Source organism: Amycolatopsis thermoflava N1165 (genome assembly GCF_000473265.1).
GTDB lineage: Bacteria > Actinomycetota > Actinomycetes > Mycobacteriales > Pseudonocardiaceae > Amycolatopsis_E > Amycolatopsis_E thermoflava.
Genome location: NZ_KI421511.1, coordinates 5590946 through 5611796, shown reverse-complemented (window position 1 = coordinate 5611796; position 20851 = coordinate 5590946). Strand labels below are relative to the sequence as shown.

Here is a 20851-nt window from a genome sequence, read left to right as displayed (position 1 = left end):
GACCTCCACGCGAATCGGGACAAAAGTGACTGCCCATGTCACTTCGGCCAAAGAGATCCTTTGCCGCCCTGGTGCTGACCGCCGCGCTCGCGACGGCCGTCACCCCGGCCGCGATCGCAGCCCCCGCCCAGTTACCCGACCAGCTCGTCAAGAAGACCGATGTGGGCGCCATCAACCGGCACCTGATCGCGTTGCAGCGCATCGCCGACCGCAACGACGGCAACCGTGCCGCCGGCACCGATGGGCACGCCGCCTCCGCCGAGTACATCGCGGGCAAGCTCGAAGCCGCCGGGTATTCGGTGACGCGGCAGGAGTTCCCGTTCATCTTCACCGAGACGATCGAGGAGAAGCTGACGGTCGGCGGCGCCGACGTGCCGATCACCGTCATGACGTACACGGCGTGCACCCCGGAGGGCGGGATCACCGCTCCGCTGGCCGTGGTGCCGGTCGACGCCACGCCCGGTTGCGAGGTCACGGACTACACCGGAGTGGCCGGCCGGATCGTCCTGGTGTCGCGCGGCGGGTGCCCGTTCGCGCAGAAGCAGGCGGCCGCCGCGGACGCGGGAGCGGTCGCGGCGATCATCTACAACAACGAGGCCGGCCCGCTCAACGGCACCCTGGGCGACCCGGCGGCCGCGCGGATCCCGACGGGCGGCATCTCGCAGGCCGACGGGCAAGCGCTTTCCGGCCAGAACGGCGCCACCGTCACGCTGGACCTGCGTGAGTTCCAGGAGCCGCGCACGTCCTACAACGTCATCGCCGAAACGAAGACCGGCCGCAAGGACAACGTCGTGATGGCCGGCGCGCACCTGGACAGCGTGCCGGAGGGCCCGGGCATCAACGACAACGGCACCGGTTCGGCGGCGCTGCTGGAGATCGCGTTGCAGCTCGGCGGAAAGCCGAAGGTGGAGAACGCGGTGCGGTTCGCGTGGTGGAGCGCCGAGGAGTTCGGCCTGGTCGGCTCCACGCACTACGTCGATTCGCTGAGTTTCGAGCAGCAGCTGGACATCGCGCTGTACCTGAACTTCGACATGATCGGCTCGCCGAACGCGGCGTACTTCGCTTACGACGGCGACGATTCCGACGGGGAGGGCGCGGGCCCCGGCCCGTACGGCTCGGCGCAGATCGAGGCCGAGCTGACCGGGTACCTGAACGCGCGTGGTGTGCCGACGGAGGGCACGGACTTCGACGGCCGCTCGGACTACGGCGAGTTCATCGCGGTGGGCATCCCCGCGGGCGGGCTGTTCACGGGCGCGGAGGACGCGAAAACCCCCGAGCAGGCCGCGAAGTGGGGCGGCCAGGCCGGCGTCGCGTTCGACCCCTGCTACCACCAGGCGTGCGACAACCTCGGCAACGTCGACCGGGTGGCGCTGGACCGCAACGCGGACGCGATCGCCTGGACGCTGGGCACGTTCGCGCTGAGCACGGAGTCGGTCAACGGGGTCGCGCCCGGTAAGGCGGCGGTGAAGCCGCACCGCGCTCCCGCCGGTGAGGCGAGGGCGCTGGCCGCGGCTTGACCAGTGCGCTCCGCCCGGCGGTCCGCCGGGCGGAGCCCTCGTCCGGGCGCGTCAGCCCAGGTTGTTGGTCCCGAAGGTGTCGCACCGGGCGGGGTCCCCGGTCTGGAACCCGGTGGTGAACCACCGTTCCCGCTGGGCGGACGTGCCGTGGGTGAACTGGGACTCGTCGACCTGCCCGCCGCCGAGGTTGGACTGGATGTAGTCGTCGCCGATGCGGGACGCGGTGTCCAGCGCGCGGTCGATGTCGTCCTGGGTCACCTCGCTGATCAGCGGCCGCCCGGTCGACGACGGCGTGGTCGTCGCGTGGTTGGCCCACACGCCGGCGTAGCAGTCGGCCTGCAGTTCGAGCCGCACGGAACCCGAGGTCGGCCCCGACTCGTTGCCGACGCGCCGGGACGTGCCGAGCAGGTTCTGCACGTGGTGGCCGTACTCGTGCGCGAGCACGTAGGCCTCGGCGAACGTGCCGCCCTCCGCACCGAAGCGGGTGCGCAGCTCCTGGTAGAAGGACAGGTCGATGTAGACCTCGGAGTCGGCGGGGCAGTAGAACGGGCCGACGTCGGAGGTGGCGCTGCCGCAGCCGGTGCGCACGCCGCCGCTGAAGAAGTTCGTCTGCGCGGTGCGGTAGGTGCGGCCGGAGCGGGCGAACTGGTCGCTCCAATAGTCCTGGATGGAGTTGACGATGGCGACGATCGCGCAGTCGTGGTTGGAGTTGGCGTCCGCGCCGGTGCGGCACTCCTGCGCCAGGGAGCCGTTGCTGACCTGCTGACCGGCGCCGAGTTCGCCGAGGCTGCCCGCGCCGTTCGGGCTGACCCCGCCGATCTGGGAGAGCACGAAGTAGATGATCACGCCGACGATGCCGAGCCCGCCGCCGCCGAGCGCCACCCGGCTCCCGATGCCCCCACCGCCGCCGCGGAGGTCGTCGACCTCGGACGTGTCCAGCCCGGCGCCTTCGTCAAACCTCACCGCGTACTCCCTCACAAAAGCCTGGGTGCGGACTCCGCGAGTCCGCACCCAGGATTACCGAGGTTGTCAATTGTAATCAGCGGCTGACCACGTCGCGGGCCGGCGAGGAACTCTGCTGTGCGGACACGGAGACCGCACTGAAGCAGGCTCGAGTTCGCCGATGTGCGCAAGCGATGGTCGAGGCGCATCGAGATGGAAACCCGTGCTGCTCACAGTCACAGCCGGACTGGGTTCACCGCATCCCGGCTGTGGGTCCACAGCTGCATCCGGTAGTCAACCGCGAGGAACTTCTCGTCATTGAACCACCTGACCCTCTCCCGGCGGACGGCCCGACGGGCCACACCCGGGTAGTGCGTCCCCGGTCCGGTGACCGATCCACCGTTGTCTCCAAGCATGCGCCTGTGCGCGCGAATCCTCAACCGGCGCGCCGTCCCTCGTTGGTTGGTAATCGCGGTTCCCGGCTACTGTTCCGGGCATGGCTGAAGTCCGCTGGCTGAGCGAGCCGGAGATGTCGGCGTGGCGCGCGTACATCGTCGCCACGCTGCGGCTCCGCCAGCGGCTGCACCGGGAGCTGGCCGCCGCGCACGACGTGTCCCTGACGGACTACGAGGTGCTGGTGTGCCTGGAGATGGCGCCGGAGCGGCGGATGCGGATGTCCGAGCTGGCGACCAGGATGGGGTCCACGAAGAGCCGGCTGTCGCACCAGATAGCCCGCATGGAGGCCGCGGGCCTGGCGCGCCGGGCGCCGGACCCGGAAGACAAGCGGGGCGTGGTGGCGGAACTGACCCCCGGCGGCGAGGCGCTGCTGAAGGAGGCGGCGCCCACGCACGTGGAGGGCGTGCGGGCCCACCTGATCGATTTGCTGACCCCGGAGGAGCAGTCGGTGCTCGCCAGGGTCTTCTCCCGGGTCGACGAACACCTCGAAGGCCTGGGCGGCTGAGCCGCTACCCTGAGCCCAAGGGAAGCGTGGCAGAGCGGCCGAATGCACTCGCCTTGAAAGCGAGCGTCGGGCAACCGACCGGGGGTTCAAATCCCTCCGCTTCCGCGCCTGTGACCAGGGCATATGCCGCACCGGGCATCTTCGGCCGGTATCGCGGCATACGCCCTGGTCTCATTTCTGGTCTCATTTGAGGTTAGGCAGCGCCGTCCTCGCGCTGGTCGCGAGCCTCGCCCTGCTCCCACAGGTGGCCGCCGACTTGCTCCGCGATCGATCGTCGAACCGAGTCGGTGACGTGCTGGTAGCGCTGGGCCATGCTGGCGCTTGACCAGCCCATGACGCCCATCGTCGCGCGGTCGTTGATGCCGAGCTCCAGGAGGACCGTTGCCGCCGTGTGCCGGGCATCGTGCAACCGGGCGTCCCGGACGTTCGCGTCGGCGAGCAGGCGCTTCCAGTGGAAGCCATCTGTGCGCGCGTTGATCTGCCTGCCCAGCGGATCGGCGAAAATCCAGCCCTCGTCATGCCACAACTCGTCTGCCTTCTGGCGCTCGATCTCCTGTTCGCGCTTGTGGGCTTCAAGTTCCGCCACCAGTGGTGCAGGCAGGCCGATAGTCCGTTTCCCGGCCTTGGACTTCGTGTCCTTGGTCTCTGGGCGCGTGTTGATCCGTTTCGGGCAATGACCCGCGTGCTTCCGGCCGCAGTGCGGATCACAACCGTGCTTGTACTTCGGCCGCAACCGCGAGCGTCGCACACGAAGTGTCTGCTCCCCAAAGTTCAGGTCTTCCCACTTCAGCCCAAGCGCCTCCCCTTGCCGCAATCCGAGTGACACTGCGATGATCCACCGTGTCGAATTCCGGCCCTTACGGGCCGCCTCGAACAGGGCGCGGATCTCCTCCTTCTTCAGCGGTTCGATTTCCTCATCATCAGGCGTTGGCGGTTTTGCCACGGCGGCCGGGTTCTTGCTGATGTAGTCGCGCGCCTTCGCGTCGTTGAGGGCCGCACGAATGGTGCGGTGCACCTGGTGGGCTGTGCCAGCCCTAGCGCCGTTATCCATCATCCTGCGGTAGAGCGCTTCGAGGTGGTCCGGCAGCAGGCGCTTCGGCCCGTTGAGCTTGTGTGCTCCGATGCCTGGAATGAGGTGCTTAGTGACCGCGTAATAGTACGCATCCCATCCGTTCTCCGTCGTGGTCATCTTGGCGATGTTGTAGAGCCAGTGATTCAGCCACGTCTCTACGGTCCAGTTCTCCCCGGCCTTATGAAGTGTTCCCTTATCGCGCTTCCGCTCGATCTCGCGTACTTTGGCGACAACCTTTTTGCGGTCTTTGCTGCTAGTGTGCCGACGATCAGGTTTTCCGTTGTCTTTGACGCCGACAGTCACGCGGCCGTGCCAACGCTTGTCCGACTCGCTCCAGTAGATTGACGACTCGCCGTTGGCATTGCGGGTTTCCTTCTTGCGAGGCATTCGTCTCCTAGGCGGCGTCCATGTGAGGGTTTTGAATGCGGTTCGCGTACTCGTCGACGGCTTCTCGCGGAACGCGCCGCAGGCGGTGAATCTGCACGGTTCGGATTTCGCCGTCCTTGATGAGCTGGTACATGAGCGTGCGCCCGACGCCGAGGTACTCGGCGGCTTCCTCGACGGTCAGCAACCGGCGCTCCGGGGCCGGGCGCACGGGAGCTGGCGGCTGCGCTTCCCGGTCGGCGAGCGTCTCGGCAAGCTTCGCCAGGTTGGCGGCGAGCTGGGCGATTTCGGCGGCGGTAGCCATGCGTTCGAGACCTTTCGGCGAGGTGCTTGCAGGGGTGGTCAGGCGTCGTCGCCGACGACTTTGAGGGGGGTCGCCGTCCCAGCCGTACCAGCCTCGTTTTTGCTGGTCAGGGGCGGTACGGCTTTCTTGCTGGTACGGCTTGAGCCGTACCACTCGTCAAGCCGTACCGGGTCTGAGCTGGGATTATGAGGCTGGTACGGCTGGGACGGCTCACCCCCTGCCGAGGTGTCGAGATCGGGTGCGTAGCGGCTCCAGGCGTCGGCGAAGTCGGCGCGCTGGTAGCCCTTGGCCTGTCCGCTGCCGGGGAAGCGGATGGTGGCCGATCGGATGCCGTACTCCTTGAGCAGCGTCCCGAGCTTCATGGCGGTGAGCCCGGTCGGCCCGAACTCTCGCCACGGGGACTCCTCCAGACCGCGCAGCCGGTGCAGCAGCTCGGCGGTGGGCAACGCGAGGTCGTCGGCGAAGGCGGTGCGGCAGTCGATGAGCAGCCGCAGCCGGTCGGAGATTTCCCCGGTCTCGTTGTGCTCGCGGGTCATCTCCACGGCGGCGGCGCGGGCGCGTTCGGGCCAGTCGCCCCCGGCGTGGTCGGCCACCGCCACCAGCGGCTCCCACGTGTCGGCAGCCCGGTCCTCCACCGGCATCGCCGGTTCGGCTCGCTCGAGGATGGCCATGTCGCCGCGCAGCCACTCGGTGAGCTGCTGCGCCAGCGCGCGGAGCGGTTCCCGGTCGCGCCGGGCGCGGTAGGGGAAGGTCTTCTCCCCGGAGGCGCGGCGGCGCATGTGCACGACCACGGCGCGGTCCTCGATGGTGTCGGGCATCGCCCCGATCCCCGCCAGCGCGGCCATCGCGAAGGTCGGGATGGTGACGACCTTGGAGGTGGCAGCGTCGTACCGGAGTGCTGGCCGGCCGCGCTGGTGTCCGGCGTTGAGCAGCCCGCGCAGGTCCTCGTTGTCCCCGGCCTTCGGGCCGAAGATGGTGTCGGCCTCGTCCACCAGCAGCACCGGCGGGTCGGGGGTGATCGACCGGTACACGGCGGCCGGGCTGGCGTTCACGGTGATCAGCGGGTCATGGCAGGTGGCCTCCACGATGTCGAGCAGCCTCGACTTCCCGCACCGCCGTTCCGGTGCCCGGATCACCAGCCGCGGGGCGTGCGCCCAGGCGGGTTGGACGTGGGTGGCGGCGATCCAGAGCACCACGGCGTCGGTGGCTTGGTCGGAGGGCATGACCACGTACCGGGTCAGCGCGTCGCGCAGCCTGTCGAGCAGGGCTGCTCCGTGGTTCGTGGTCATCAGGCGGCCACCTCCAGGTGGGTTGGGTTGGCCGTCGTGGCGGCCTGGTAGCGCGTCCACAGTTCGTCGACGGCGGCGGTGTCGTCGGCCAGCTCGCGCAGCACTTCGGTGGGTGAGCCGGACACGGCCTGCTCGATGCGGCGGGCGTGCGCCAGCAGTGCGCGCCGCCACGCGGTCTCCAGCAGCACGGCCTTGAGGTGGTCGGCCAGCTCGGGCGGTGGGGCGTCGCGGAAGGCGTCGGTCAGCCAGCCGGACAGCCACTCGCGGCGCTTCTCGCCCGGGGCCTGCCCTGTGGCGATGGCGTGGGTGTAGAGGGTGACCGGGGCCGGGGTGTGCTCGGCGGCCACGACCTCGATGGCGAGTTGGAGGACGTGGGCGGCCATGCCGCCGGTGAAGTCGGCGGCGCGCATCCCGGCCAGCAGCCGCCGTGCCGGGCGGGCGGGGAGCTGCATCAGGCAGCCGAGGAACTGGCGCTCCGGGTCGGTCAGGGCGTCGGTCGCGGTGGCGGTAGGCATGGACAACCTTTCGCGAGTACGGACGGGCTTGGGGGCTGCCGGGCCGCCCGGAGGCGAGTCGGACGGGCGGCCCGGCAGGGTCGGTGCGCTACTTGCGCTTGCGGGCCGCGTGGATGGCCTCGCACTCCGGGCACGCGGGCTTGATGAACCAGGGCGATTTCGCGTCACCGCGCGGGATGGTGAGCCCGCAGAGGGTCTTCACGTCGCCGGTCCACCAGGACTTGGTTCCGCGGTGCACGAGGGGCTTGCTGCTTGCCATCGAGGTATGTCCTTTCGCGACGGTGGGCCTACTTGTTGGCGCAGATCGAGCACATGACCTGATCGGCCGGAATCCGGGCTCCGCAGTCGGAGCAGGTGGCGACGAACCGGGCGATCATGCGAGCGAGGCGGGTGGTCAACGGTCCTCCGAATGTGACTGTGAGTGACGTTCTGAGGGCGTGACGGGTCACCGCGGGCACCTCCCGAGGGGCTGGTTTCGAGTTAGCGGGACAGTTAGGACGGGCGCGGCGAGTTAGATTTCTAACTCCGACCGCTGGAGCGGCTAACTGGGCCTTGAACTGGGCAAAGTTAGGGAGTTAGCGAGTTAGCGGCGAGTCCGAGCGGGCTGGAATGGGCCCGGATTCGGGGGTGGTGGAGGGTTCGGGCCGGGCTAACTCACTCGTCGAGGTCGGCAGTGGCGCGACGCGCGAGGATTTCACGGACGGTGACGGGATCGACGTAGTGTTTGTTGCCGGTGGAGGCGACCTTGACGCCGAGCTTCTTCACCGCGGCGACAAAGCGGGGCACGGTGTAGTCCCGGTAGGGCTTCCAACCGGGGGCCAGGCTGCGCAGCGCGCCGAGCACGTCTCCCGCGGGCAGGCGCTCGTCGTCAAGCACGGTGTCCAGGTCGGCGAGCAGGTCACGGTCGTTCTCGATCTGCGGCATGGGCCGGTCACCCGCCACCGGGGTGCCGGGCGCGAGCTGGGCCATGGCGCGTTCGATGATCTCGGTGGCCTGGTCCCACCCGTTGTCGTCATCGACCTTGATGAAGAACGTGCGCACGATCTCGAACAGCTCTTCGGAGGCACCGGTGGCGACCATGGTTCCGCGATCGACGTTGAACCGCAGGTCGGTGGCCCGGATTCCGGCCGCGAACGAACCGTCACCGAGGAAGCCGTCGTTGGAGCGCCAGGTCTTGACCGCGAAGCAGCCGTTGAACCCGACGTTTTCCACCAGCTGCGAGGGGATCGCGTCGGCGCGGGAGGACTGGGTGTCGTACGCCGTGCTCACCCCGGTCTTGCGGCCCCGCTTGACCACGTTGATGGCCAGCTCGGCGGCCTCTTTGCCCAGCTCGGAGTGCCCGAACAGTTCATGACACTCGGAGAACCCGACGAACAGCGGCCGCAGATCGGAGTGCTGCTCGGCCAGGGCGCGGGTCAGCTTCTTCGCGCCGAGCTCGGCCAACCGGCCCTCGCGACGGCCCACCTCGTCGTAGAGGTCACGCAGGTGCGCCACGGCCGCCTCGACATGCTCCGGGGTCGCGCCCTTCTGGTAGAGCGACAGACGCGGCGCGTAGGCGTCGAAATCGCCGTTGTTGGCAAAGACGTGCATCCGGATCTCGGCGAGCGGGTCCAGCGCGATCCCGGCCACGGCGACCCGCACCGCGTTGGACTTGCCCTGCCCGGGCTGGCCGCCGAACACCGCGTTCGAGCCGACCACGGGCATCGGCACCACGTCACCGCGCTGGGTGATCCCGATCGGCACCCCGGCGAACACGTCGGCAGTGCCCTCGTGCAGCAGCGGGTAGTCCGGGGTGGGCTTGTCCATCACGCCGGAGTCGGCGACGTAGAGGTTGACGTACCCGGCCTTGCCGCCCTTCTCCTTGCCGTAGTCGCTGGCCCACACCTCCACGGCGTTGCGGTTGAGGTTCTTGGCCAGCACGTCGCGCTTGTCGGCGACCATCTCCGGGGTCACGCCCATGGGCAGGTCGAAGATGGCGCGGTAGCCCCGGAACGCGCCCTGGCCCTCGCGGGTCGGGGTGAGGTCAAACCGCGGCTGCCACCCCTCCTTCTTGAACGCCTCGTTCAGCTTCGGGATCGACAGGTGCCGCAACGCGGTGACGATCCCATCGGCGGTGATCTGCGGGTTAACCTCGGCGGTCTTCGCCGCCCGCAGCCACGACGGTGCGGCGTCGGCGTGCCGGCCAACTGCCCACAGCGCGATCCCGGCCGCCCACGGCAGCGCGAGCAGGAACGGCAGCCACGCAACGGTCACCGCGTAGGCAATCCACTTGACCAGCGTGAACAGCGCCGTGATCGGCCCGAGCACGTCCCCGAGGTCCTTGTTGGCGATGGCCAGCACGATCCCCAGCGCCAGTAGCGCACCCATCAGGGAGAACGCGCCGATCACCACGGCCTTGACCAGCTTGGCGGGGGCTTCCAGCCAGTCCATCCGGCGGCGGTGCCGCCGCTCCCGGGCCTGCTCGGCGCGGGCCTCCCAGTCGGCGAGCTGGTCCCAGTCACCCCGCGCTTCCGCCAGGCGCTGCATCCGCTCGTAGCGAGAGTTGGTCTTGGCCTCCCACACCCGCTTGGCCACAATTCCGGCCCCGCCGAGCACGTAGGACCCATGGCGCAGCAGCGCCTGCCCGGTCGACTTCGTGACCTCGTGGGTGGCGACGGTCTTGACGACTCGCCCGGCGGTGGCCAGGTCGCGGCGGTAGCCCTTGTAGCGCTCGATGGCCTGCCCGCGCTGGGTGAATAGCCGCTGGTACTCCTCCTCGGAGATCAGCTCGCCTTCGACCACCTCCGTGTCGGAGGGGGTCGGGGTGGTGTCGGCGCGGTGGGTGGGCAGGTAGTGCACCCGCGCCAACTCCTCCTGCTCGTGCTGCTGGGTCACTTGCGTCCTCCCTTGGTGTGTTCGTCGCGGAGCTGGCGTGCGCGGGCGATCCCGATGCGCAGGGTTTTGCGGATCGACTCGGCGGAGGTCGGGTTGACCTTCCCGGCCTCGATCGCGGCGGCCAGCTCGGCGCGGAGCTGCTCGATCGAGCGGCCCGGTTTGCGGTCGATCACCGGGCGTTTCGGGGTCGACTCATGCAGGTCAGGGCCGTGGTCGAGGGTCGCCACCGCCCCGCCCTCGATCGAGTCGCCGCGGTCCTGGTCGTCCTCGGTCGAGGCCACCGGGCCGGTCGCCATGGCGGTGCCGGTGGTGGCGAGCAGGTCGGCCAGCTCGCGGTCCCAGTCGGTCGAGGCGGCCACCGGCAGGCCGGGCACGGTCGCGGGCCGCAGGCCGCCCCGGGTGAGGGTGTAGCGGCCGGGGGCGTAGAGCAGCCGGGCCGACCCGTCCGCGTCGATCTCGGCCACCGCGCGCTTGACGGCGGCCTTGCGGATGCGGGCGACCTTGCGGGCCGCGGCCCGCTCGATCCGCGCTTCCCGCCGCTGCTGCCCGGACTTGGGGGCAGTGGCGAGGGTGAGCTGGTGGGCGACCACCCCGGCGATCGAGGCGGTGCCCATCACCACGCCGTGGTCCCAGGCGGTGGTCAGGCCGTGGGTGAAGTTGATGCCGAACGCCACCGCGCCGAACACCAGCACCCCGGCCACCAGACCCCACACCGAGCGGTCCGGGTGGCGACGGCGCTCGATCACCACCGCGATCGCGAACGCCCACATCCCCAGCTCGGTGATGCCCGGCAGCAGCGCGCCCAGGTCGGAGTCGAACACCTCGGTGCCGTAGCGGGCCATCGCCGGGGCCGCCAGCACGAACGACAGCAGCGCAATGGGGTAGATCAGCAGCTCAACCACGTGTCGGCCAAGCCACACGCGCAGTCCCCGCCAGGCGGCGGCCCGTCGCTCGCGGCGGGCGGTGGCGGCCTGCTGCGCGGCCTCCCGGCGGGCCTGCTCGTCCTCACGCTTGATCCGCGCGGCCGCCTGCCGCTCCGCGATCCGCACCTGCGCGGCCGCGGCAGCGTCCTCGCGGCGGATCATCGCCTCTGTGCGCTTGTTCTCGCGCCGTTCCTCGTACCAGCTCACTGCCACATCCCCCTTTCCAGCTCTGCGGTCAGGCCGCTGGCCGACACCAGCGGCAGCACGCCCCGCACTCGGGCTAGACGCGCCTGGTTCGTCGTCCGCGCCCAGGCTCGGGCCTCGATCAGGTCCGGCCAGTTCCCAGCCGCGACGGTCTCTCCACTCGGGACGGTCACCACAACCGTCCAGGCTCCGGCCACGTCGGCGATGCGCCTGGTCCTCACTCCGACACCTCCCCGTCCCGCGGGGACTTCGGTTCAGCGGCACGGGTCCGGGCGGCGCGCTGCTGGCGACGCAACCGCAGCTCGTGCGCAGCCCAGCCCAGCGCGGTCAGCACGGACACGGCGTAGAAGCCGTCCCACACCGCCACTCCCAAGCCGAGCGGCACGACCACACCGGACAGCTCGCCGACGTGCCAGCCAAGCCACGACACGGCCTGCGTGGTGCGAGTCGGGTTGGTCGCATGCTGGTAGATCGCGAGGTCGGCAGCGCGGCGCGCCTCAACCTGCGCCTCAGTCGCGGACTGTCCAGTGTGGCCGGTGGTGAACTTGTGCTCAGGCGTGGACATTGATGGCCTCCTCCCGAGTGACGGTGGGGTGGTGGAAGAACTGGTTGACCGGACCGGCCGGGGGCTTGCTCGCGTGCCGGGCCACGAACCCGTCCAGGCGGCGCATGGAGATCTCCAGGACCTTCGCGATCAGCACCAGCGGAATCCGGATCAGGTGCAGCAGCAGGAACACCAGCACCGCGCCGGTGAACACCAGCAGCGCGAATGTCCCGAACCGGCGCAGAACCTCGAACATCGACATGCCGCTCACCTGCCCAGTCCGGAGAACAGCACGGTCACCGCGTGCACGACGCTGTCCAGCGCGTGCCGGGCCTGGTAGGGGTGCTGCACGACCCACACCACGACGGCGACCAGGACGGCGAGCCAGAGCAGCTTGCGCAGGGTGTTCTTCTTGGGCAGCACGTTGGTCTTGCTCATGCCGGAACCTCCGTGTCGGCGTCGGTCAGGGAGAACAGGTCGGTTTGGCCGGCGGGCTGCCACGCCCCGTCCCGCCACACCGCGTCAGCGGCGATGCCTTCCTCGGCGCGGATCACCGGCTCGGTCTTGGCCAGCCACTTCCGCTTGGCCGCGTCGGTGGCCTCCCGCCACCGCGTGCCGGTGGTGGCCTCGTAGCGGCGGATGGCCAGGGTCTTGAGCTGGGCCGGGGTGGTGCCGACCGCGATGCGGGCGCTCACGCGGCCTCCTCCAGCTCGACGGCCCGCAGCCGCTCCAGCGACGCGGCCTCGGTGCGGTGCCACTGCGCCCGCGGGGCGTCGTGGTCCTGCTCCAGGCGCGCCCACAGCCGCGCGCGGCGGCGGTGGCTGTCGGCCAGCACCTCCAGGGCGTGCGCCACCCGGGCGGCGGCAGCCGCCGAGACCAGCCGGTTGAGGGCGAACGGGTCGTAGGTGACCAGCTCCTCCCCCTCGACCACGTGCAGGTCCGGGGCCGCACCACACAGCTCACACGGCACATCGGCTTCGGTGCGCGGCTGGTCGCAGGCCAGGCAGCGGAACACGAGTTCGGCGCTCACCGGCCCTCACCCCCGGTGGCGCTGATGACCCACTCCACGAAGCAACGAGACGCGACCGGGTTCTCCGGTCCAAGGTGGGCACGGAGGTAGTGGGTGATCTGCGCGAGCGACTGGCCCTCGCGGTGGCGGCGAGCGATGATCTCCACCGGCACGCTCACCAGCTGGACACGGAAGCCCGTGCGCTGCGCGGCCTGGTGCAGGACGGTCTGTGACACCATTGGTGCGCTCCCTGTCTGGTTTCGTGGCTGGCTGTGGAGTCCCGGCGCGGCGGCGTTCTTGGCGGTTCGTGCCGCGCCGGGGTCATTCAGGGTTCGGGGCATCAGGCGGCCACCTCGTCGCCAAGCGGCAGCGTCCGCACCGCAGCGGTCTTGCCCGTGCTGCTCGGGACCGCGCCGAGGACTGTCGAGCGCAGCGCCTCACGCGCGGCCCGGCGAGTCGCCCGACGCGCGCGCACCTGGTCCGTTAGCTCGCGCGACACCCGGTACGCCTCGACCTGCTCGGCGGCGGCCCACTCGCGCTCCGCCTCCTCGATCAGCGCGTCGATCTCAGCGACCTCCGCCGCCACTGCCTCATCCCGCGCCACAGCGGAAATGTCCTCATCGACCAGCGGAAACAGTGCATCGAGCGCTTCCGGGCTGGTGATCCTTGCGAACTTCATCGGTCTCCCGTTCGTTGGGCTTGTGTTCCTGTGTTCCAGCGAACCATAACACTGGAACACTGCGGTACGCTAGCGGCAAGACGGAAGGCGGTCAAGATGTCCATCAACGACGCGACGGGCGTGTCGCCCTCGTTGCAGGTGGCGGCAGACCTTCGGCGAAAGATCGCCCAAGGTGAGCTGACGGTTGGCGACAAGCTGCCGACGGCCCGGGAGCTGGCCGACCAGTACGGCGTGGCCTTGACGACGGCCGTGCGTGCAACGGACGAGCTGCACCGGGACGGGCTGATCGAGAAGCGGCGGAACAAGGGTTCGTTCGTCGCTCAGGCTCCGCAGGTGGTCGAGCTGGCGTCGGACCGGTACCAGCGCGGACCCGCCCGGCAAGCGTCGGTCAGCAACGATCCGTTTGATCGCGTTGATGCGGAGACCTGGACAGAGGTGGCGACGCCTCGAATCGCGAAACGCCTGGGAATCGAACCCGGTCAGGAAGTCAGCGTGGTTCGATACATCTGGCATATCCAGGGGCAGCCGGTCCAGTGGAGCATGCAATGGGAGCCGCTGACGTTGATTAGGGGGACGGCAATCGAGAAGCCCGCTGACGGCACAAAAGGAAGCCCATCCGTAGCTGAACGGTTTCGGTCGATCGGGATTCAAGTGGACCGCATTACCGAGAAGTCGTGGCCTCGGATGCCGAGTATCGAAGACAGCAAGATTCTCAGGATGGGGCCGGGGGTTCCCGTTGTTGAGATTGAGCGGACGCACTGGGCTGACGCCCTTGCAGTGGAAACGGCGGACATCGTGATTCGCGGAGACCGCCTGGTCATGACAACGGTTCACAATCTTTGAATCTGGGGGACTAACTAAATGCCGACCATCAGCGTGATCACGCCGGTCCATGCTCCGAGTGTGCAGCATTTGAAGGACGCTTATGCCTCACTCGTTTCGCAGGAAATGCCGTCCGGCTGGACTTGGGAATGGATCGTTCAGGAGGATGGGCAGAACGGCATCCTGAAAGGGGCTCTGCCGAACGATCCACACATCAGCGTGGGCCAGAATCGAAACGGCGGCCCGGGAGTCACAAGAAGCTTGGCGCTCTCGCGGGCTTCAGGAGAACTCATCAAGTCGTTCGACGCCGATGACATCTTGACCCCTGGCGCGCTGAAACGAGACATCGCGGCTTTTGCTGATCCGGCGATCTCGTGGACCGTCTCGTCCGCGCTCGATCTCCTGCCTGACGGCTCAACGGTCTCGTACGACACAGACCCACCTGAGGGTCTAATTCGACGTGGCGAATTGGTCAAATACTGGCTGGAGAACGACTTTCGTTCGCCCGTAATGTCCGCGACCATCTGTATTCGACGCGAGGTTCTCTACGCCCTCGGAGGCTGGATGGCCCTTCCGGCCTCCGAAGACACGGCCCTCATGTTGTGCGCGAACGCGACGGTGAACGGGTATTTCATTTCGACACCCGGCCTGCATTATCGGAAATGGCCCGGCCAGGTGACACAGGACGCCGCTCACAGCGAGCAAGTCGAGCGGGAAGCACGCACGCAGTTGATCCGGGACCGAGTCCTCGCACTCCTGAAGATGGACACAGGGGTCCCCGTCGTCGACGGGCTGCCGTAGGTCCGGACTGGCACGCAAAACGGCGCCTACCGTCGCAGGTAGGCGCCGTTTTGCTGCGTACTGCTGAGCGAACCTCCACACTGTGGGGATGACATCGACGCCCATACCTGAGGCTCGGACGGCTCGCACACCGAGCAGCACGTCGTACTCCGTCGCGACGGAGCGCGAGGCGTGGTGCGAGCTGACAGACATCCTCGATGGCCTGCCCGCCGAGACCAGGACACGGCTCATCGCCGCGCTGGCGTCGAGGTACCGAGAGGATCGCCAGAGCTAGGGCGAGCCGTGGCGCTACTTGCCGACCAGCGCGAGCGCGCCGCGCTGGTCTCATTCGTGGTCTCATTTCTGGTCTCATTCGCCTAGGTTCTGGCAGGTCCGGCAAGGTTCGCCAACTTGCAAACTTGCAGGTCATCAGCCCGGTGGACCTCGGCGGTGATCGTTGAGCACACCTTGAAAGCGAGCGTCGGGCAACCGACCGGGGGTTCAAATCCCTCCGCTTCCGCGCCTGTGACCAGGGCGTTCGCCGCGGCGGGCATCTTCACCGGTGCCGCGGCATGCGCCCTGGTCGCATTTCGAGCGAGCGACCGTGATCGACGTATGGTCGGGTCGTGACGACCCGGTATGTGCTGGACGGCGCCCAGATCCGGACGCTGGAGGACTTCTGGCAGGCGATCATGGATGCCTTCGATGGAGAAGGGCGCCAGTACTTCGGGCGGAACCTCGATGCCTTCGCCGACTGTCTCAGCGGCGGACCCGGGTGTCCGGACGCTGACGACTTCGTCGTCGAGTGGCGTGACCACGCCATCTCCCGCGACTTGCTGGGATACGCGGAGACAGTGCGCCAGCTGGAGCAGCGGTTGGCTCGGTGCCACCCGACGAACCGGCCGGTGGTTCGTGCTGATCTGGAGGCTGCCCGCGCGGGTCGTGGTCCCACCGTGTTCGACTGGCTGGTGCAGATCTTCGAGGAACGCGCCCCCGGAGTACTGCTGCTTCGGTAGACCGGGATCCAGCGATCCCGCAGCCGTTGGGGATCAGCCCTCCGCCTCCTGCGCCGGGCGCCACAGCACCGCGACTCCGTGCCCGGGCAGCAGCCAGGATTCGATGTCGAGCGTGGTCCGGGTGGTCGCAGGCAGCCATTCCGCCACCGACGAACCCGACCGGAAGGTGAACGGCACCGTCCGAAACTGCCACTTGGCCAGGCCGTCGACGTTCAGCGCGCCGGCATCCACTCGCACCTGCTCCACGTAGCACGGAAACGGTGGCTGCCAATAGCAGTAGCCGTCGTTGATGTGCTGCGGCCCGGCCACCTTCAGCTCGAGCCGTTCGATCGACCGCACCTGCCGACCCGCCGGCTGGCTGAGATCGCACTCGAACACCCGCACCTTCGTGGACGGCAGGTCCAGCCGACGTCGCAGGTCCGGCCTCAGGTACTGCGCCAGGAGGCGGGCCGGAACCTCCCGGAACTCCGGGTGCCGGGCTTGCGAAGTGTGGCGGTTCCCGTCCAGGTCCCGGTAGTCGAACGAGAGGCGGACCGAGGCGATCGTGCGGTCCGAGGCGTCGTCGAAACCGCCCCGCTCGGAGAAGAACCACAGTTCGAACAGCGGCAGGTCGATCCCGGCGACGATGGAATCCCTGATTCCGGCGTCGGAGGTCATGACGAGCATGAACCTGCTGGTCGTCAGCGGCCGACGGAATCGGTACGCGCAGGTGTACCGGAGCTCGTACAACTCGTGGTTCAACGCGCTCAGTTCGAGGTCGACCTCGGTGTGTGTGCTGACCGTGAGATGTCTGCCGAGCAGACCGGTCACGACGTCGTGGTTGGCGTCGTTGCGGCCGTAGATCGACGAGAGCAGCACGTCGAGCAGCTGTTTCGGCGACATCGAGTCCACGATGCCGGGCCCGGACAGCCGCCGGAGGTCGTCCGACAACCGCCTGCGCAGCCCGCGCCGATAGCCGACGAGGACGACCGCGCCCAGCCCGAGCAGCGTCCACACCACTGTCAGAACACCGTGCGCGACGATCTGCCAGGCGGAGGTCGGCTCCCACAGCAGGACCGCGACCAGGGCGGCGACCGCTGCGGCGGCCATCCCGGAGGCCAGCTGCCCACGCGTCACGGCAGCTCCCACTGGCCGCCGGGGCGCCACAGCAACGCCACGCCGTGCCCGAGCAGCAACCAGGAGCGGACCTCGATGGTCGTCAGCTCGTCAGCCTTGAGCCACTTCTCGGACACGTTGTCCGACCGGAACATGAAGGGCGCGACGCGGAACGCCCAGGTGCCGGTGCGATCGATGTCCAGGTCGGCGGCGTCGATCCGGATGCGGTCCACGTAGCACGGGTAGGGGGCGTGCCAGTAGCAGTAGCCGTCGCCGATCTGCTGGAGCGTGGTGGACCGCAGAGTGAGGCGTTCGATCGACTGGACCTCGTGCTCGTCCTCGGCGAGGTCGCTCAGATCGCACTCGAAGATCCGCAGGGCGCCCAGGTAGTCGCGCGTGCTCTGGCGCCGCAGCGCGCCCATGTCCTCGCGGAAGAACGACAGGTAGTCGGCCCACCGGTCGTACTTGACCTCGCGGAGCCGGAGCTTGTCCGACGACGCCAGGTGGTGGGTGCCCCGGTCGTCGAGATACTCGATGCCGAGCCGGACCGAGGGCAGCATGTCCTCCACCGAGTTCTGGAAGATGTCTTCGTCCGGGATGAACCACAGCTCGAACAGCGGCAGCTGGCAGCCCGAGCTGATCGAGTCCCGCAGCAGCGTGCTGCACGTGGCGAAGATGACGAAGCGGTCCACCGCCACGTTCTTCTTGAAGCTGTACGTCGTGGTGACCGTCAGGTGGTACTGCTCGTGGTCCACCGCGCGCAGCTCGAGGTCGACTTCGGTGTGCGTGCTGACCGCGAGGTCGGTGCCCATCGGTCGCCTGCCCTCGCCGCCGAGGACACCAACCAGTACATCGCGATTGGCTTCGTTCTCGCCGTAGACCGAGGTCAGGAAGGCGTTCATGACCTGCTGCGGGAGCAGTGCCTCGACGATGCGCGGGCCCGCGAGCCGGACGATCTCGGACAGCAGGCGGTGGTGGACGAAGGCCTCGTAGGCGACGATCGCCAGACCGGTGACGAGGAACCCCGGCGAGGCGGCGAGGAGGAACCGGTGTGCCGCGGCCGCCCAGCTCCCGGAGGACGGCCAGACGAGGCCGGCGAGCAGGAGCACGAGGCCGACCGCGGTCAGCAGGAAGCCGAACCGGCTGGGGCGGCGGCCGGTCACGGGAGGTGGAGGGCCGTCCCCGCCCCGGCCCGCGTCCCCAGTCGTCACTGCCTCTCCGCCCGATCGAAGCACCATGATCGGCGGACGGCGGACCGGGGCGATAGGCCCGATCGGATTAAATCCGGCGCTGGCTTACCGGTTCTGCTGCCAGCTCGGCTCGTCCTCCAGTGCGTAGTTCGTCAAGCCGGCGCGCTCCTCGACCGGCATTCCGGTTTGCGTGGCCAGGTCGTTGTAGAGGCCGAGCAGGTGCGTGGTCATGGCCGCTCGCGCGCCGGCCTCGTCCCGCCGTTTGAGGAACCAGGACACCTGGTTGTGGTCGTTCGCCGAGCGGACGTGCACTTCGGCGCTGCTGTAGCTGTTGCGCCGGTAGGACCGGAGCTGCGGCACGAGGGAGCGGTACAGCTGGTCGAGCAGTTCGTTGTGGCTGGCCCGCACGACGGCCGCGTGGAAGTCCTCGTCGGTCCGCAGCAGCTCGTCCTTGTCGTTGACCGAGGCGGCCTGGTGCAGCTTGGCCAGCTTGGCGATGTCGTCGAGTTCGCCCTGGCTGGCCCGCAGCGCGGCGAGACTGGCGGCGGTGGTCTCCAGCGCGATCCGGACCTCCAGGAGGTCGGAGTCGCTCACGCGGCGGTCGAACAGCAGCGGCTCGTCCCGTTCGGCCACGTCGGTGGAGCGCACGTACCAGCCGCGTCCGCGCATGACCTCGACGACGCCCTGGAGTTGCAGGCGCTGCAGGGCGGTGCGCAGGGAACTGCGCGCGACGGCCATCTTCTGCGCCAGCTCGGGTTCGGTGGGGAGCCGGTCACCGGCACGGAAGGTGCCGTTGGTGATGAGCGCCCTGATCTTGTCCTCGATCAGTTCTGGCAGGGGCTTGCGGGCGTTCGGTGAGAGAGCCCAGCTCTCGTCATCCATCGTCAACCTCTCACCTAGCTCAACGGGGGTCCCCGAGCATTCGTCGACCGTAACAAGAACTGATGACAGACGCAAGTTGTCTGTCAACAAGCTGTCACTTGACAGACAACATACAACGCCGGGATCCTGGGGTTGCCCGAAGCGGGAGCCGGATCCGTCGGGAGCCGGCGACCGGGGCGGACACGAGTGGAGGTGTTGGCAGTGGGCTCGCAGAACCTTCTGATTGTCATCTTCTTGGTAGTCATGGCGATCACCATGATCGGCTGGCGGACGGTGCTCGTGATGACCGTGACGGCGGGTTTCGTCCTCGCGGTTTTCGGTCTCGCTCAGGTGGTTTCTTTCCTGGGGACCGGGGTCTGATCGGAACTCAGACCCCGCATGTGGCGTCTGTTGTCTGACAAGACGACCCGTTGCGAGTGCGCCCGGGCGTGGTTGTACTCTCGCGCGGTCCAGAGGCTGGTCCTCCTTCTAGTGGAAGCCGCGCGCACGGATGTATTCCAGATCTGCTTGGCCGGACGCCACGGCCGTTCACGCGGCACTGGCGCCCGCCCATGCGGTGCTCGAGGAGCGCCGGGCGTTGTACCGGCTTGGTGTCGAACTGCTGCTCCCGGGATACGCCCCGGTGCCCACGGAGCAACTCGACAGTCCACTGTTCCGCTTCCAGGTCGGCGAAGCGCTGGCGGGGCGGCGTCCGATCGCACCCGACCCCGCCGACGACCTCGAATCCGTCGTGACCGAACTACGGGCGGGGCCTGCCACGGTGAAACTGGCCACCGCGGATCGCGCCGACGCCGTCCTCGGGGAGGCCCTGCGCGTCATCCACGCGCAGAGCCTCTCCGGCGGTCGTCCGCCGCGCGTGCTGACCGGGGACGATGAGGTCCTTGCCGTCGTCAGGGCGGGACTGGACAAGGTTCGCGAGGTGAGTCCGGCCCTCGCCGACGACCTCCTGGCGCACGTCGATCTCCTCGTGGTCCTCGACCCGGCCACGTCCGGCGGGTTGATTTCGGCGTCGTCCCGGCTCTTCCCGGGGCTGGTCCTCATCGACCGGCCCGCCTCGGCCCACGAGGTCGCCGAGGCCCTCATCCACGAGGGCGCGCACCAGAAGTTCTTCGACCTGGCCGTCACGCGGAACTTCCTCGGCGCGGACGCGGCCGAGGAGCGCACCTTCCGGCCGTCCTGGTCGGCGGCGGTGTGGCCGGTGGAGCAGGCCGTCGCCGCCTTCCACGCCTACGCGTGCCTGGCGCAATTCGCCGAAGACGTCCGGGCAAGCGGCGAGGAAACCGAATTCGGCTCGAATTCGCTACTTCGCCACGCCCGCGCGCGGGCAACCGAAATAGGCCACTGGTTGCGCGGTGCGGAGGAAACGCTGGAATTCGACGCCAGGTGGCTGCTGCACACCCTGTTGTGTGATGAGGACGAACCGGCCACGGTCCAACCCGTCACCCGTCCGGTGTCGCCTGGCTACTACACGCTGGACCCGCTGCTGCGGATCGCCCGGATGGAGACCACCGGCAGAGTGCTCGCCGGCAGGCCCGGCGACCCACCGGAACTGCATTGGCTCGACGGGGATGCGGCAGACCTGGTCGTGCGGCTTAGCCGTGCGCCCTCCGGGTTATCCCTCGCGGAAATCGAATCCGGCTTGCGGCCGGTGCTCGCCGCCTTGTGTGAAGCGACCGTCGTTCGTGCGGCCGGGGCGGGGGGAGTACCGTCCTCTTCGGACGGATCAACACATCGGAAAGGAAACTGATGTCAGTGCTGTGGGATCCCCGCCGGGAACAGGAGAACCGGCGCGGAGAATCGGCGGCGAACCGCCCGGACGTGGTTGGTTCTCCGGTGAATCCCGTGATCG

The 20851-nt window shown here is 68.6% G+C and carries 26 protein-coding genes and 1 tRNA gene; 8 read left to right on the top strand and 19 right to left on the bottom strand.

What is annotated here, in order from left to right; genetic code table 11:
• The first annotated feature begins 35 nt into the window (after positions 1-35).
• The gene (locus tag AMYTH_RS45825; RefSeq protein WP_051362843.1) at positions 36-1517 is read left to right on the top strand and encodes a M28 family metallopeptidase; all 1482 of its coding nucleotides are present in this window, start codon (positions 36-38) and stop codon (positions 1515-1517) included.
• Between the two features lie 51 nt (positions 1518-1568).
• On the opposite strand, the gene ypfJ is transcribed toward AMYTH_RS45825, so the two are convergent.
• Entirely contained in the window at positions 1569-2480 is a 912-nt protein-coding gene (gene ypfJ / locus AMYTH_RS0127650; protein ID WP_027932987.1) for a KPN_02809 family neutral zinc metallopeptidase, read from the bottom strand.
• A 475-nt stretch (positions 2481-2955) separates the two neighbouring features.
• On the opposite strand from ypfJ, the gene AMYTH_RS0127640 reads away from it, so the two are divergent.
• A complete protein-coding gene (locus AMYTH_RS0127640; protein ID WP_027932986.1) occupies positions 2956-3420 on the top strand; it encodes a MarR family winged helix-turn-helix transcriptional regulator in 465 nt (154 codons plus the stop codon).
• 20 nt (positions 3421-3440) lie between these two features.
• Positions 3441-3525: transfer RNA gene (locus AMYTH_RS0127635), tRNA-Ser, on the top strand.
• Positions 3526-3613: 88 nt separating this feature from the next.
• Here AMYTH_RS0127635 and AMYTH_RS0127630 read toward each other — a convergent pair.
• The 15 genes from AMYTH_RS0127630 to AMYTH_RS45810 form a co-directional block, all read right to left on the bottom strand.
• The gene (locus AMYTH_RS0127630; protein WP_027932985.1) at positions 3614-4879 is read right to left on the bottom strand and encodes a tyrosine-type recombinase/integrase; all 1266 of its coding nucleotides are present in this window, start codon (positions 4877-4879) and stop codon (positions 3614-3616) included.
• A 7-nt stretch (positions 4880-4886) separates the two neighbouring features.
• Complete coding sequence (locus AMYTH_RS0127625) at positions 4887-5180, bottom strand: helix-turn-helix domain-containing protein (RefSeq protein WP_027932984.1); 294 nt, start codon at positions 5178-5180, stop codon at positions 4887-4889.
• A gap of 38 nt (positions 5181-5218) precedes the next feature.
• Positions 5219-6469 carry a DUF3631 domain-containing protein gene (locus tag AMYTH_RS0127620; RefSeq protein ID WP_027932983.1) on the bottom strand — a complete coding sequence of 417 codons (1251 nt, stop codon included), beginning with the start codon at positions 6467-6469 and terminating at the stop codon, positions 5219-5221.
• Entirely contained in the window at positions 6469-6984 is a 516-nt protein-coding gene (locus tag AMYTH_RS45820) for a hypothetical protein (RefSeq protein ID WP_027932982.1), read from the bottom strand. Before AMYTH_RS45820 ends, AMYTH_RS0127620 begins: the two co-directional genes overlap by 1 nt.
• 88 nt (positions 6985-7072) lie before the next feature.
• Positions 7073-7243, bottom strand: a complete 171-nt coding sequence (locus AMYTH_RS49655; RefSeq protein ID WP_167344617.1) for a hypothetical protein — start codon at positions 7241-7243, stop codon at positions 7073-7075.
• Positions 7244-7638: 395 nt separating this feature from the next.
• Entirely contained in the window at positions 7639-9858 is a 2220-nt protein-coding gene (locus AMYTH_RS0127600) for a hypothetical protein (RefSeq protein ID WP_027932981.1), read from the bottom strand.
• Positions 9855-10988, bottom strand: a complete 1134-nt coding sequence (locus tag AMYTH_RS0127595) for a hypothetical protein (protein WP_027932980.1) — start codon at positions 10986-10988, stop codon at positions 9855-9857. Before AMYTH_RS0127595 ends, AMYTH_RS0127600 begins: the two co-directional genes overlap by 4 nt.
• Complete coding sequence (locus AMYTH_RS47220) at positions 10985-11206, bottom strand: hypothetical protein (protein WP_027932979.1); 222 nt, start codon at positions 11204-11206, stop codon at positions 10985-10987. The genes AMYTH_RS0127595 and AMYTH_RS47220 overlap by 4 nt, the downstream gene beginning before the upstream one ends.
• Positions 11203-11550, bottom strand: coding sequence for a hypothetical protein (locus AMYTH_RS47215; RefSeq protein WP_051362842.1), 348 nt, complete (start codon positions 11548-11550; stop codon positions 11203-11205). Before AMYTH_RS47215 ends, AMYTH_RS47220 begins: the two co-directional genes overlap by 4 nt.
• On the bottom strand, positions 11537-11791 hold the full coding sequence (locus tag AMYTH_RS0127580; RefSeq protein ID WP_027932978.1) for a hypothetical protein: 255 nt from the start codon (positions 11789-11791) through the stop codon (positions 11537-11539). The genes AMYTH_RS47215 and AMYTH_RS0127580 overlap by 14 nt, the downstream gene beginning before the upstream one ends.
• A gap of 5 nt (positions 11792-11796) precedes the next feature.
• Positions 11797-11967 (bottom strand): hypothetical protein, encoded by a 171-nt coding sequence (locus AMYTH_RS49650; RefSeq protein ID WP_167344616.1) that lies wholly within the window; start codon positions 11965-11967, stop codon positions 11797-11799.
• Positions 11964-12224, bottom strand: a complete 261-nt coding sequence (locus AMYTH_RS0127570; RefSeq protein WP_027932977.1) for a hypothetical protein — start codon at positions 12222-12224, stop codon at positions 11964-11966. The genes AMYTH_RS49650 and AMYTH_RS0127570 overlap by 4 nt, the downstream gene beginning before the upstream one ends.
• The gene (locus AMYTH_RS0127565) at positions 12221-12559 is read right to left on the bottom strand and encodes a hypothetical protein (RefSeq protein WP_027932976.1); all 339 of its coding nucleotides are present in this window, start codon (positions 12557-12559) and stop codon (positions 12221-12223) included. The genes AMYTH_RS0127570 and AMYTH_RS0127565 overlap by 4 nt, the downstream gene beginning before the upstream one ends.
• Positions 12556-12777 carry a hypothetical protein gene (locus AMYTH_RS0127560; protein WP_027932975.1) on the bottom strand — a complete coding sequence of 74 codons (222 nt, stop codon included), beginning with the start codon at positions 12775-12777 and terminating at the stop codon, positions 12556-12558. The genes AMYTH_RS0127565 and AMYTH_RS0127560 overlap by 4 nt, the downstream gene beginning before the upstream one ends.
• A 101-nt stretch (positions 12778-12878) precedes the next feature.
• Complete coding sequence (locus AMYTH_RS45810; protein ID WP_051362841.1) at positions 12879-13217, bottom strand: hypothetical protein; 339 nt, start codon at positions 13215-13217, stop codon at positions 12879-12881.
• 96 nt (positions 13218-13313) lie between these two features.
• Here AMYTH_RS45810 and AMYTH_RS0127550 point away from each other — a divergent pair, with 96 nt between their 5' ends.
• The 3 genes from AMYTH_RS0127550 (at position 13314) to AMYTH_RS0127535 (ending at position 15835) form a co-directional block, all read left to right on the top strand.
• On the top strand, positions 13314-14060 hold the full coding sequence (locus tag AMYTH_RS0127550) for a GntR family transcriptional regulator (RefSeq protein ID WP_027932974.1): 747 nt from the start codon (positions 13314-13316) through the stop codon (positions 14058-14060).
• Positions 14061-14078: 18 nt separating this feature from the next.
• Entirely contained in the window at positions 14079-14840 is a 762-nt protein-coding gene (locus AMYTH_RS45805; RefSeq protein ID WP_037322719.1) for a glycosyltransferase family 2 protein, read from the top strand.
• Between the two features lie 605 nt (positions 14841-15445).
• Positions 15446-15835, top strand: coding sequence for a barstar family protein (locus AMYTH_RS0127535; RefSeq protein WP_027932972.1), 390 nt, complete (start codon positions 15446-15448; stop codon positions 15833-15835).
• A gap of 33 nt (positions 15836-15868) precedes the next feature.
• Here the strand turns inward: AMYTH_RS0127535 and AMYTH_RS0127530 are convergent, their stop codons facing one another.
• The 3 genes from AMYTH_RS0127530 to AMYTH_RS0127520 all read right to left on the bottom strand — a co-directional run bounded on the left by AMYTH_RS0127530 (position 15869) and on the right by AMYTH_RS0127520 (position 19002).
• Entirely contained in the window at positions 15869-16951 is a 1083-nt protein-coding gene (locus tag AMYTH_RS0127530) for a hypothetical protein (RefSeq protein WP_051362840.1), read from the bottom strand.
• Positions 16948-18141 carry a hypothetical protein gene (locus tag AMYTH_RS0127525; protein WP_228684984.1) on the bottom strand — a complete coding sequence of 398 codons (1194 nt, stop codon included), beginning with the start codon at positions 18139-18141 and terminating at the stop codon, positions 16948-16950. The genes AMYTH_RS0127530 and AMYTH_RS0127525 overlap by 4 nt, the downstream gene beginning before the upstream one ends.
• 84 nt (positions 18142-18225) lie before the next feature.
• Positions 18226-19002 carry a FadR/GntR family transcriptional regulator gene (locus AMYTH_RS0127520; RefSeq protein WP_027932969.1) on the bottom strand — a complete coding sequence of 259 codons (777 nt, stop codon included), beginning with the start codon at positions 19000-19002 and terminating at the stop codon, positions 18226-18228.
• 201 nt (positions 19003-19203) lie between these two features.
• Here AMYTH_RS0127520 and AMYTH_RS49645 point away from each other — a divergent pair, with 201 nt between their 5' ends.
• Together AMYTH_RS49645 and AMYTH_RS0127510 are read left to right on the top strand one after the other, a co-directional pair.
• Positions 19204-19362: a hypothetical protein gene (locus AMYTH_RS49645; RefSeq protein WP_167344615.1), complete on the top strand. Its 159-nt coding sequence runs from the start codon at positions 19204-19206 to the stop codon at positions 19360-19362.
• A gap of 400 nt (positions 19363-19762) precedes the next feature.
• Positions 19763-20749, top strand: coding sequence for an aKG-HExxH-type peptide beta-hydroxylase (locus AMYTH_RS0127510; RefSeq protein WP_228684982.1), 987 nt, complete (start codon positions 19763-19765; stop codon positions 20747-20749).
• Positions 20750-20851: the final 102 nt, after the last annotated feature.